Source organism: Chryseobacterium sp. WG23 (assembly GCF_024586575.1).
GTDB lineage: Bacteria > Bacteroidota > Bacteroidia > Flavobacteriales > Weeksellaceae > Chryseobacterium.
The window spans coordinates 477,384-490,809 of record NZ_JALCZE010000001.1; the positions used below are offsets into that span (position 1 = coordinate 477,384).

The following is a 13,426-nucleotide window of genomic DNA, read 5'->3' on the forward strand; positions in this document are numbered from 1 at the left end:
CATATGGCCGGTTTAATCTACCAATATCTGTCATATTAAAGGTTACTATTATACTATCAAAAAAATTTATACCTTTTCACTCAATTCAAACCTTAAACTTAAAATATCAAATTATTTAAATGGATTTCTGTGCAATAGATTTTGAAACGGCAACTCATGAGAAAAGCTCAGCATGTGAGATGGGAATCTGCGTGGTACAGGATTCTAAAATTGTAGAAACGAGAACCTGGCTGATAAAACCTCCCAGTTTTCCCTATTTTAACAAATTCAATGTTGCTGTACATGGTATACAGCCCGAAGATGTAAAGGATGCTCCTACTTTTGATGAAATTTGGCATGAAGCCCAGGATTTAATGTACGGAACATTGATGATTGCCCATAATGCCAGTTTTGATGCTTCGGTTTTAAGAGGCTGTTTTGAACATTACGGGATGTTTCCTCCAAAATTAAACTATTTGTGCAGCATACAGCTGGCAAAAAAATCATGGAATTACCTTCCCAAATATGGGCTGAAACCTCTGGCAGAATACCACCAGATCAATTTTAATCACCACAGGGCTGGAGCTGATGCTGAAGTTTGTGCAAAAATATCCTTGCTGGCATTTGAAAGATTAATTATCACCAGCAATGAGGAAATAGATGAATCTGTATTGAAAAAATATATCAAGAAACTATAGTTTTAAAAACTAAAACCTTTTAATTTTTTATTTTTCAATGATACCTTTACTGTATGCACAGACAAATCATATAAACTTACGGATAGTAAAGAGTATTTAAAAGTCTATATGCTGAAAGAAAATTCATCCTTCAAAACCCTTCTGATTCTAAAATCAATGTCTCTAACCTGCTAAAAGGGGGCTACTTTATGGAAGTAAAATCTCAAAGTGGTATTAGCATCAATTGATTAAAGAATAATTTTTAGTTACTTAAAACTTCAGAGAGCAGATTGAATTTTGGGATATCTATCTCAAAAATCTCCTGGGTCTCCAGATTTTTAACCTGGTATTTTCCGCTCATATTCCCGACACCGGACCGAAGCATTACATTTGAGAAATAAGCGAAATTTTCGCCATTTTCTATTTCCGGAGTTAATCCAATTACTCCGTCACCTATAATCTCAGTATATCCAAAACCTACATCAAAAATTAACCATTTTCTTTTAAGTACTTTGATAGGAAAGCTTCCGTCATTTTCTATCGTAATATTATACTTGAAAACATAACGGTTCTCGGATGGAAAACTGTTTTTACTATCATATTCAGGTATTACTGAAACTTTGATATTAGAAGTCATTTTTGAGAACATCATTGTAGTATTTTCTTAACAAATACAAAAATCTCGCCTTTTTTAAGGCGAGATCATATATTTCTATTATAATTTTATTAAAGCTTATAATCCAAGGCCTTTTCTTTCGTCACCTCCCATTAATACTGCAACAGGATTGTCGATACCTTCTTTCACGGCTACAAGGAATCCTACAGATTCTTTTCCGTCAATAATTCTGTGGTCATAAGACATTGCTACATACATCATTGGTCTGATAACAACCTGTCCGTCAACAGCAACCGGTCTCTGGATGATGTTGTGCATTCCTAAGATTGCAGATTGAGGAGGGTTGATGATTGGTGTAGACAACATAGATCCAAATGTACCCCCATTAGTGATTGTAAATGTACCACCAGTCATTTCATCTACGGTAATTTTCCCATCTCTTACTTTTGTAGCAAGATCTTTGATGTTAGCCTCAACTCCACTGAAAGTCATGTTTTCTGCATTTCTCAATACAGGAACCATTAATCCTTTAGGGCCAGAAACTGCAATTGAAATATCACAGAAATCATAGTTTATTTTGAAATCTCCATCAATAGATGCATTTACATCCGGATACATTTCCAATGCTCTTGTAACAGCTTTAGTGAAGAAAGACATAAAACCAAGTCCCACTCCGTGTTTTTGAGCAAATTCTTCTTTATATTGCTTTCTTAATCTGAAAATTTCAGACATGTCAACTTCGTTGAAAGTGGTTAACATCGCAGTTTCATTCTTTACAGAAACCAATCTTTGAGCGATTTTTCTTCTAAGAACAGAAAGCTTTGTTGTGGTTGTAGATCTTGCTCCAGTAGCAGTAAGAGGACTTCCTCCTAATGCAGGAACTGCAGCCAATTCAGCATCAGTTTTAGTGATTCTTCCGTCTCTTCCGCTTCCTGAAACCTGCCCTGCATTAATTCCTTTTTCGTCAAGGATTTTCTTAGCAGCCGGAGAAGGAGCTCCTGTGGCATAAGTTTGTGGAGCAGCAACCGGAGCTGCTGGTTTTGGTGCTTCCTGTTTAGCCGGTTCAGCAGCTTTAGGAGCTTCTTCTTGCTTTGGAGCTTCAGCAGCAGGAGCATTTCCTTCTGGTCTTGCAGCATCCATATCAATTAAACAAACAACCTGACCTACTTGTACTACATCTCCTTCTTCTGCTTTTAAAGTGATGATACCACTTTGCTCTGCAGGTAATTCAAGAGTTGCCTTGTCTGAGTCTACTTCAGCGATAGGTTGATCTTTTTCTACATAATCACCATCTTTTACAAGCCAAGTTGCAATTTCAACTTCTGTAATGGATTCTCCCGGTGAAGGAACTTTCATTTCTAAAACTGACATATCGAGTATTTTTTATTTTTTAATGGATATTATTTTAATTAAGCTGTAACAGGTCTTTTTGCAGGAGCATCATCTCTATCAAAAACTCTGTTGATCACTGCATTTTGGTTTTTCTCAAACATTTTGTGGCTACCTGGGGCCGGAGCACCACTTGGTACAGGAGATACTACCTGAATTCCTGTATCTCTGAAGTTTCTCAGGATATAAGACCAAGCTCCCATATTTTCAGGTTCTTCCTGAGCCCAAACCAACTGTGTTTTATTGCTGTATTTGTTGAAGATCGCTTCGATAGCATCTGTCTGAAGCGGATATAGCTGTTCAAATCTTACTAATGCAATATTCTCACAGTTCAGTTCTTCTTTCTTCGCTAATAATTCGAAGTACAGTTTACCTGAGCAAAGAACTAATTTTTCTACTTTTTTAGGATCTGCTGTAGGATCGTCTAAGATTGGCTGGAATGAACCGTTTGCAAAATCTTCAAGAGGAGAAACCACTTTCGGGTGTCTCAATAAAGATTTAGGGCTCATTACGATCAATGGTTTTCTGAATGCCCACTTCAACTGTCTTCTCAATAAGTGGAAGTAGTTGGCTGGTGAAGTAATATTAGCAACTACCATATTTTCGTTAGCACAAAGTGTTAAGAATCTTTCCAGCCTTGCTGAAGAGTGCTCCGCACCTTGTCCTTCCGAACCGTGAGGTAATAACATGACCAATCCGTTTTGTAATTTCCATTTTTCTTCTGCTGCCGCAAGATACTGGTCAACGATAATCTGAGCTCCGTTTACGAAGTCACCAAACTGAGCTTCCCAGATGGTTAATGTATTAGGAGAAGCCATCGCATATCCGTAATCGAAACCTAAAACTCCATATTCTGAAAGGTGAGAATTGAATACATCAAATCTGCTTTCTGATACGTGTCTTAACGGGATATATTCTTCTTCTGTATCTTCGGTTTTTACTACAGCATGTCTGTGAGAGAATGTACCTCTTTCAACATCTTCTCCGGAGATTCTTACGTTATGCCCTTCTACTAGAAGTGTGGCATATGCTAACCATTCTCCTACTGCCCAGTCTAAAGAGTTTCCTTCAATCGCTTTGATACGGTTTTCGAAAAGTCTTGTAATTTTATTGATGAATTTTTTATCTGCAGGAAGTGTTGACATTTTAAGGGCCAATTCTTTCAGCTTAGTGATATCATATTTGGTATCCACCGGCGTCTGAACTACACCTCTCTTTCCGATAGGATAGTTCATCCAGTCTTCCGCCATAAATAAATCCATAACGTTTTTTTCAATCTCTTTAGAAGCATCAAAATCTTTATCTAATAAAGCTTTGAAGTCTACCTCCATCTTTTTGATGATATCGTTAGAAATTACGCTGTCCTGGATTAATTTATCTTTATAAATTTCTCTTGGATTCTGATGCTTGGAAATCGCTTTGTACAGATTAGGCTGTGTAAATCTTGGCTCATCCCCTTCGTTATGACCATATTTTCTATATCCTAAAAGGTCGATATACACATCTTTTCCAAATTTAGCTCTGAAATCAGCAGCGAAATGGATGGCATGAACTACCGCTTCAGCATCGTCAGCATTTACGTGCATTACAGGAGATTCTGTAACTTTTGCAATGTCTGTACAGTATGTTGAAGATCTGGCATCAAGGAAGTTTGTGGTGAAAGACACCTGGTTATTGACAACGATATGAACAGTACCTCCTGTTTTATATCCTTCCAGTGTCATCATCTGTGCTACTTCATAAGCAATACCCTGGCCTGCAATAGCTCCGTCACCGTGAATGATGATTGGTAAAACTTTAGAATAGTCTTTGTATTTATCATCTACTTTTGCACGGCAGATTCCTTCTACAAGAGCCGCTACTGTTTCCAGGTGAGACGGGTTTGGAGTCAGGTTGATACACACTTCTTCTCCTGAAGCTGTTTTAATTTTTTTAGATGATCCTAAGTGATATTTAACGTCACCGGAGAATACATCTTCTTCAAATTCTTTTCCTTCAAATTCTGAAAAGATTTGTTTATAAGATTTTCCGAAAATATTAGACAAAACATTTAATCTTCCTCTGTGTGCCATTCCTAAGACTACCTCATCTACCCCTAATTGGGAAGATCTGGAGATCAGTTGGTCTAATGCAGGAATCAACGATTCCCCTCCTTCCAGTGAGAATCTTTTTTGTCCCACAAATTTTGTGTGAAGATAGTTTTCAAACGCAACCGCCTGATTTAATTTTAATAAGATTTCTGTTTTTTCATTCGCAGAAAGGCTTGGATGGTTTTCATTAACCTGAAGCCATTTTTTAATAAAATCTTTTTCTTCAACATTGTTGATGTAGGTATATTCTACCCCGATAGAATCGCAGTAGATATTTTCCAAATGCTTGATCAAATCTGCTAAGGTAGCAGGTTCTTTCATTCCTGTTTCTACAGCACAGTTGAATTTTGTATTTAAATCCTCTTTAGTAAGACCGAAGTTTTCGATATCTAAAGTAGGAGTATAGTGTCTTCTTTCTCTTACAGGATTTGTTTTTGTGAACAAGTGCCCTCTTGTTCTGTAGGCCTCAATAAGGTTTACCACCTTAAATTCCTTTTTGATGTGCTCAGGAACCTCTCCATTTGATACTGCCTGAGAAATCTGTTGTACTGCAGGAGCAGCGTTGGCCGAAGCCTGAGTAAATTGGATGTTATCGTCATCACCGTAGTTCTCCAAAGCAAAATCGAAGCCTTGAAAGAAGGCTTTCCATGATGGTTCTAAAGAATCCGGGAATTTTAAGTACTGTTGGTATAAATCCTCAATTAACTGAGAATGAGCTGCGTTTAGGAATGAAAATCTGTCCATTATTACAGTTTATCTATTTATTAAAATTTATTTGTAGAATTAATCTTCAAATTTAATAAAAAAAACCGACTTAGAACAGTCTCAGACCGTTAAAAAAAATTAAGAAAACAAAAATCATTTATAGACTGATAATGAGAGCTTCATGTTTACCTCCTGTCCTTCCATCGGACGTTCAATGAAAGTCTGACGAATATCCCCAAAACGCATCTCATCTTTCTTTGCTTTCTGGATCAGCTGCTGAATGGCCTTAATTCTCCCTTCATAGCTCCCTTTGTAGTACATGACATAATTTTGTGACGGATTTACGGTTCTGAAGCTGAAATTATTGTCTGTTACTCCAATTTTTTTAGAAAGTGGGATCCCCAGAAAGTAAGAAACTTCTTTGTCTTTATAATTATCTGCATCTGTCATTAAGATAGAGTACCCGAATTCATCGTCTTTTTTGCCAAGATCCATGGTTACGAAATTATACATTTTGTTATAATTCATAACGATATTTCTGTAGAGTGCATCTTTTTTGTTGGAAGTGCTCACATTGATACCCAGCAGCAATTTATCTTCTTCATTTTCAACCATCAGACTGTCATATTTTATGGCAGCCATCTGATTGTCTTTTTCCACTTTATTTCCTAAAACATTCTTTAAATTCACCATACTTTTGGTAATATTCTCAGCAAATCTGTCTTCCGTCCAAAAATTACCTACTCTTTTCCATACAGAAAGTTTGGGGGTATGCACGTACCATATGATTTTTGTTTTTTCAGCTGATACAGGTTTAAATTTAACATCCACCAAGGTTGGATTTTCATTTTCATCTTCAAAAAGCTGGTATCTCAAAGTCTTATTAGGATTTTCATACCTGATGAACATTTCTCCACTGGTATCATTCTTGGGATCTACATAGCTGATGGCACTTCCCTGTCCTTCATAAGGCATATAATAATCTATATCCATAGACTGTGAACTGGTGAAATAATTGTTCCACCGGGTAAAATGCTGAAGATTATTAAACTGTCCAAAAACCTTATCTACAGGATAATCAACTTCTTTTTCAATGGTGAAGTTTTTACTTTCATCCACGAAATAGTACATGGAGGCAGCATAAGCTCCCCCTAAAAGAACAATAATAAAAGCTAAGATCTTAAAAATACGCATCACGCAAAAGTAATACAAATAAAAAAAGTGACCAATATGCTGATCACTCTAGTTGTATGTTTAACAATAATTAACCTATCAAGGACTAGAGAAAGCTGGAAATCACTGTTTGGCTAACAGTTACTACTCATTCTTTAATAAAAATCAGTAAAACTGATCGAATAAATTTAACCAATACAATTGACTTTCATTTACTCTTTCAGTTGATTAACTTCTCTCTTCAAGCTTTATTCTTTCTCACTTATTATCCTATATGTGTTCCCGGAGGCAATACAGCTCCTTTTTTCACGACTACAATACCATCCTGTACAGAATGGGTTTCATAATCACCATCCGGAAGATGTTTCCCCCCGATGATTTTCACATTGTCCCCGATATGGCAGTTTTTGTCCAGGATTGCCTTTTCAATATAGCAATACTTCCCTATTCCCATATTCGGACGTCCTTTCCTGTCGTTTATTACAATTTCTTTGGTATTCTGATAGAAATCAGCTCCCATCACGTAAGAATTTACAATGGTACTTCCTTTGTCTATCCTTGTTCTGTTTCCAATGACAGAGTTTTCAATTTTGTCAGCCATGATGATACATCCATCTCCAAATACGGCTTTGCTTACGTAAGAACCATTAATTTTTGATGGCGGAAGCATCCTTGCTCTGGTGTATATAGGAGAAGATGAGAAAAGGTTGAACTGCGGAAAGTCCTGACAAAGATCCAGATTGGCTTCGTAGAAAGACTCTATTGTTCCTATATCTGTCCAGTACCCTTCATATTGATAGCTCAGGGTTTTATATTTTCCTATTGAGCTTGGAATGATATCTTTTCCGAAATCATCTCCTGCCCCTTCATCAAACATTTTTTTAAGAATGGTCTTGGTAAAAATATAAATTCCCATAGAAGCAAGGAATTCTTTTCCATTGTGCTTATTTTCGTCCGAAACTTCAGATTTCAGTCCATCCAGCATATCATAGTCCGGTTTTTCATAAAAGGAAGTAATATTTCCTTCGTCATCCGATTTTAAAATCCCAAAACCTGTTGCATCTTTGGCATTCACAGGAATGGTAGCAATGGTAAGGTCACCTCCGTTTTCGATATGAAAATTCAGCATTTCCCGGAAATCCATCTGGTAAAGCTGGTCTCCTGAAAGTATTAAGATATAGTCATAGTCATATTTTTCAAGATGCTTCATAGACTGGCGTACGGCGTCTGCTGTTCCCTGATACCAGCTTTCATTTTCCACATTTTGTTCGGCTGCCAGAATATCAACAAATCCCTTACTAAAAATATCAAAATGATAGGAATTCTTGATATGTGAATTTAAAGATGCTGAATTAAACTGGGTTAAAACCAGGATTTTATTCAGTCCCGAATTCAGGCAGTTTGAAATGGGAATATCTACAAGCCTGTATTTCCCGGCAATAGGAACTGCCGGTTTTGATCTTGTATACGTTAACGGGAATAATCTTGTCCCTCTGCCGCCTCCTAAAACAATGGAGATTACATTTCGATTCATAATTATCTTGCGTGTTTTTATTTTATTAAATATACAGTTTTATTTTTGGTGTCTATATGTAATGTACAACAATTAATTCTCTTATTGTCTTCAGTATATCCATATATGGCTGTCTCATATATTTCGGAATCCTTCAGTTGTTTTACGTCTTTATAAATTCCGTCAATTGCTATATTACCCTTTTTAAGCTGTGCTCTGAAGACTTTATTAGTAATTAAAATGTCCATTATGTCAGCTTGCTTCATTGCTGCCTCTTCCAGATCTTTTTCATATCTTTCTCTCCAGCCTTTACCCTATTTCTTTTCTATGGCTGCATATGTTTTTTTATTTTCGGCATCAGCATTATCCATCAATTCTTTGGTAACTTCACAACCAGCAGCTTCTATATTCCTTATTTTCCATTTTTCTGAAATTATTTCCATAAGTGCCAGCCTTTCCAAATTTGGATAACCATAGCTTATAATCGTATAATAAGAGCTGTCCCGGTAGGTATTATTTTCTTTTGAATAAGCGTTAGTATTTTTTATTTTACAGGAAACAAGACTAATCAGAAATACAAAAAGAAAACCCCTTATCATATCAGTTGTTATATAAAGCTATGTATTTTTCCGCAGATTTCTCCCATGAAAAGTCAAAATTCATGTTGGCGTGAATAAGATCTTTCATGATGCCTTTTTGATTATAGATTCCCATAGCCCTATTCATCGCATGTACAATATCATCTACCCCAGCATAGGTGAAATTGAGTCCTGCTCCGCCGGTAGAAATATCTTCCACTGTATCTCTGAGCCCTCCGGTATACCTTACCACCGGCACTGTTCCATATCTCATAGAGTACATTTGGTTCAGTCCACATGGCTCTACCCGCGACGGCATGAGTAAAAAGTCCGCCGATGCATAGATCTTATGGGAAAGATGTTCTTTATACCCTAGATCCAAAGCAAAATTGGTATAGGTGTATTCATACTCTTTCAGCTTATTTTCAATATAGGAGTTTCCGGATCCAAGAATCATAATATTTAAAGCTCCATAGCTCTGTTTAATGCTTTTCCAGACAACATCGGGCAGCAAATCTGCGCCTTTTTCCGTAGCAAACCTACCAATGAAAGCAAACAAAGGCAGCTCAGGTTTTAAGCCATATTCTTTACACAGTTTTTCTTTGCTTTTTTTCTTTTGGTCAACTGCATTTTTTATATTGAAATTAAAATCCAGCATAGGATCTGTTTCAGGATTCCATACTTCGGTATCAATACCGTTAATAATTCCGTATGCTTTACCAAATTCCTGACGCACCAGACTTTCCAGTCCACGGAAGCTGATAAAAAGTTCTTCCAGATATCCCTCGGAAACGGTAGTAAAAGCAGTGGAACATTTAATCATACTGGCCAGAGGGTTGATCAGCCCGTTCCAATCCATCAGCCCCCATTTGTACATATCAAAAGAAGGTATATAATTGGCCATACTCCAGCTCATCATACCCTGATATTCTCCGTTATGAATAGTCCCTATGGTTTTTACTCCCTGTAAAAACTGAAATTCCGGGCAGTGTTCAACCATAAAAGGAACCAATCCGGTGTGATAATCATGACAGTGCAGAACATCCGGGCGGATCTTCATTGCACACATCCAATGCAATATTCCCTGCTGAAAGGCAAGAAACTGAAAACTCTCATCCTGATATCCATAAGGATTTTCTCTGTCCAGTAACCCGGGAATTTTCACCATATACAGCTCAAATCCCAGCACATTGGTTTTTTCTTTTAAAATCTGAACCTGCAGCATATTTTCTCCCTGATGGATAAATCCGTCAAAAACAATATCAAATTCATGATCATAGACAAAAGATTTATTATACCAGGGCATTACTACCTTAGCTTCTACGCTTTTTATTTTGTTCTGATATTTCGGCAGTGCCCCGACTACATCCGCAAGACCTCCTACTTTTGCTACAGGATAACATTCTGTACTTAAATGATAAACAACCATTCTTATCTTTTATGTTTAATTCTATGTAATTTATACTTTTTATCTTTTTTCTGCCTAAGGATAATTCCAGCCAGCGGAGGAATTTTTAGCGTTAATGATTTTGGGTGTCCCATCCATTCCTCATGCTTCTCATCCAGAATTTCAGCTGCTACTCCACTTCCGCTATATTTTTCATCATCGGAGTTGAAAACAACTTCCCAATGCGTTGCTGTATGAATCCCTATTTTATAATCCAGTACCTGTGGAGCAAGATTTAAAATAACCATACAAACATCATCTTTTCTTTTTCCTTTCCTTAGATATACATATACTGAATTTTCAAGATCATCCGCTTCTACCCATTCAAAACCACTTTTATCAAACTGATTTTCGTAAAAGACAGATTCTGTGGTATATAAATGATTCAGCTCTTTTACAAGCTTCTGTAATCCTTTATGAACTGGATATTCCAGTAAATGCCAATCCAGACTTTGGGTAAAATTCCATTCACCGGTCTGCCCGAATTCATCCCCCATAAAAAGAAGTTTTGCCCCGGGATGGGTAAACATATACACATACAAGGTACGAAGGTTCGCAAACTTCTGCCACTCATCTCCCCTCATTTTATAAATCAGGCTTGCCTTACCATGCACTACTTCATCATGTGACAGCGGCATCATATAATTTTCGTTAAACATATACACTGAAGCAAAGGTGAGCTTGTGATGATGAAATTTCCTGTTGACAAAATCTTCCTTGAAGTAATCCAGTGTATCATGCATCCACCCCATCATCCATTTCATTCCGAAGCCTACACCACCATCATGAACAGGTTTAGTAAGCATAGGAAAATCTGAGCTTTCCTCAGCTATGGTCATAATATGGTCGCCAAATTCTTTATAAACAGCTGTGTTGAACTCCTGAAGAAAAGCTTTTGCTTCAAGATTAACATTACCGCCATATATATTAGGTTCCCATTCTCCTTCGTTTCTTGAATAATCCAGATGAAGCATTGAGGTTACCGCATCTACACGTAATCCGTCCGCATGATAACGGTCCAGCCAGAACATGGCATTGGAAATAAGGAAAGACTTAACCTCATTTCTTCCGTAATTAAATATATAGGACTTCCAGTCGGGATGAAATCCTTTTCTCGGATCTTCATGCTCATACAGATAGGATCCATCAAAACGGTGAAGTCCGTTGGCATCCCCCGGAAAATGAGATGGTACCCAATCCAGGATAACCCCAATTCCATTTTGGTGAAGCTCATCAATAAGATACATAAGATCCTGTGGAGAGCCAAAACGGGAAGTTGCTGCATAGAAACCGGTAATCTGATATCCCCAGCTCGGATCGTACGGATACTCCATAACAGGCATAAATTCCACATGGGTAAAGCCCATTTCAAGAATGTAAGGAACAAGTTTTTTCGAAATATCCCGGTAATTTAAAAACCGGTCAGGATATTCTTCATTCCTCATCCATGACCCGAGATGGAGTTCATAAACAGACAAGGGAGCTTTCAGGCTGTTATTTTGCCAGCGGCTTTCCATCCATTCCTGGTCATTCCATTCATACCAGGTAGTAGATATCAGTGAAGCTGCCTGTTTATTCTGCTCCCAGCTTAACGCATAAGGATCACTCTTTTCTAAGATTTCACCTCTTTCTGTTTCAACAGCATATTTATAAAGGGTTCCCCAGGATAATCCTCCAATAAACCCTTCCCATATTCCCGATTCATCCCAGCGGGGATACAGGATATGGTCTTTGTGGTTCCAGTTATTAAAGTTTCCTATTACAGAAACCTTTTTAGCATTGGGAGCCCAGACTGAAAAATAAATTCCTTTCACTCCATCTTTTTCCGCAGCATGTGACCCAAACTTAGTATACAGCTTATAATGCCTACCTTCTTTGAAAAGATACACATCATGATCAGTAAAAAGTGTATAGGTTTTAACAGAATTCATCAAGGTCCGATTGTATTTAATATTTTCTTTGAAACTACGAAAAATCCCGGTAACAGCCGTTAATTATTAATCAAATTATTGGCGTGTTAGGGTTCTTTATTCGCACATCTATCAAATATATTACTTTTCTATTCATTATTTTATGATTTTAAAACAATCTTTTTTATAAATTTAGAAATCAAATAATTATCAATTAAACACATATGATCAGATTGGAACTTTACATCGAAGAAAAAGATGACAGGCCTGTATTTGTTACAGGAAATTTCAACAAATGGAACCCTAAGGACTACAACTACCAGCTTAGGCAGGTGGATCCCCATAATTATTTTATAGAACTTGATACCTCTTCTCTTCCTGATGAAATTGAATATAAATTCACAAAGGGAGGGTGGGAAAATGTGGAACTTGATAAATACGGGAATATCAGCCCCAACCGGAAAGTAAAAAAAGCAGCTGGAAAGACTTCTGATATTGTAGAGAAATGGAGATTTAACTGGGGCCCGTTTAAAGAAGAGTTTTTTCCTATAGCAGAAGTGATTTCCGAAGAATTCTATATTCCTCAGCTTGACCGTTACCGTAAAATCTGGGCTTTACTGCCTTTTGATTATTATACTTCCGATAAAAACTATCCGGTCCTGTATCTTCAGGATGCACAGAATCTATTCAATGAAGGAAGTGGATTCGGAAATTGGGAAATTGACAAAAAGTTATCTATCCTGGCAGAATATGGCCGGGGTGACGTTATTATCATCGCTATAGAGCATGGAAGTGAAGACAGAATAAAAGAATATATTTTTGATAATGACAATATTGCTAATGGCTCTGAAGGAAAAAAATACATCCGCTTTATTACAGATACTTTAAAACCTTTTGTAGATGAGCATTACCGCACAAAAAAAGACCGGAACAACACCGGTATCGGCGGCAGTTCACTAGGAGCCCTTATCAGTATTTACAGTGGATTTCTTTATCCGGAAGTCTATTCTAAACTGCTGATCTTCTCTCCTTCTCTTTGGGTAGAGCCTAATAATAACTTCCCCATGATGAATTTCAGAGTTCCGTTTACCACAAAAATATATCTGTACGGCGGTGGCCAGGAAGGTTCCAAAATGGTAAAAAGAATCCATATTTTTGAAGAATATTTAAGACGGTGGGAAAAAAAGAATCTTTTCGATTTTGAATTCAGAACGAATATTAACCCTGAAGGCACCCACAATGAATTTTACTGGTCTCAGGAGTTTCCAAGAGCTATTGAATGGCTGTTCTATGACAATACAGAGAACCCTGTAGAAGTAAAACCTCAGCAACAAAGCATTAAAAATTAA

The 13,426-nt window shown here is 37.1% G+C and carries 10 protein-coding genes; 2 read left to right on the plus strand and 8 right to left on the minus strand.

Annotated features, from left to right (window positions below):
* Positions 1-119 precede the first annotated feature (119 nt).
* Positions 120-677, plus strand: a complete 558-nt coding sequence (locus MP477_RS02205) for a 3'-5' exonuclease (RefSeq protein ID WP_230035253.1) — start codon at positions 120-122, stop codon at positions 675-677.
* Positions 678-918: 241 nt separating this feature from the next.
* Here the strand turns inward: MP477_RS02205 and apaG are convergent, their stop codons facing one another.
* The 8 genes from apaG to glgB form a co-directional block, all read right to left on the minus strand.
* Positions 919-1,293: a Co2+/Mg2+ efflux protein ApaG gene (apaG, locus tag MP477_RS02210; RefSeq protein WP_230035247.1), complete on the minus strand. Its 375-nt coding sequence runs from the start codon at positions 1,291-1,293 to the stop codon at positions 919-921.
* Positions 1,294-1,389: 96 nt separating this feature from the next.
* The gene (gene odhB / locus MP477_RS02215) at positions 1,390-2,643 is read right to left on the minus strand and encodes a 2-oxoglutarate dehydrogenase complex dihydrolipoyllysine-residue succinyltransferase (RefSeq protein ID WP_047490993.1); all 1,254 of its coding nucleotides are present in this window, start codon (positions 2,641-2,643) and stop codon (positions 1,390-1,392) included.
* A 38-nt stretch (positions 2,644-2,681) separates the two neighbouring features.
* On the minus strand, positions 2,682-5,495 hold the full coding sequence (locus tag MP477_RS02220; protein WP_230035246.1) for a 2-oxoglutarate dehydrogenase E1 component: 2,814 nt from the start codon (positions 5,493-5,495) through the stop codon (positions 2,682-2,684).
* Between the two features lie 114 nt (positions 5,496-5,609).
* On the minus strand, positions 5,610-6,650 hold the full coding sequence (locus MP477_RS02225; RefSeq protein ID WP_257188965.1) for an SRPBCC domain-containing protein: 1,041 nt from the start codon (positions 6,648-6,650) through the stop codon (positions 5,610-5,612).
* Positions 6,651-6,894: 244 nt separating this feature from the next.
* Positions 6,895-8,163 (minus strand): glucose-1-phosphate adenylyltransferase, encoded by a 1,269-nt coding sequence (locus tag MP477_RS02230; protein ID WP_230035240.1) that lies wholly within the window; start codon positions 8,161-8,163, stop codon positions 6,895-6,897.
* A 293-nt stretch (positions 8,164-8,456) separates the two neighbouring features.
* Positions 8,457-8,741, minus strand: a complete 285-nt coding sequence (locus tag MP477_RS02235) for a hypothetical protein (RefSeq protein ID WP_257188966.1) — start codon at positions 8,739-8,741, stop codon at positions 8,457-8,459.
* A 1-nt stretch (position 8,742) separates the two neighbouring features.
* A complete protein-coding gene (locus MP477_RS02240) occupies positions 8,743-10,149 on the minus strand; it encodes a glycogen synthase (RefSeq protein ID WP_257188967.1) in 1,407 nt (468 codons plus the stop codon).
* 2 nt (positions 10,150-10,151) lie between these two features.
* Positions 10,152-12,098, minus strand: coding sequence for a 1,4-alpha-glucan branching protein GlgB (glgB, locus tag MP477_RS02245; RefSeq protein WP_257188968.1), 1,947 nt, complete (start codon positions 12,096-12,098; stop codon positions 10,152-10,154).
* 206 nt (positions 12,099-12,304) lie between these two features.
* On the opposite strand from glgB, the gene MP477_RS02250 reads away from it, so the two are divergent.
* A complete protein-coding gene (locus MP477_RS02250) occupies positions 12,305-13,426 on the plus strand; it encodes an alpha/beta hydrolase (protein ID WP_373567398.1) in 1,122 nt (373 codons plus the stop codon).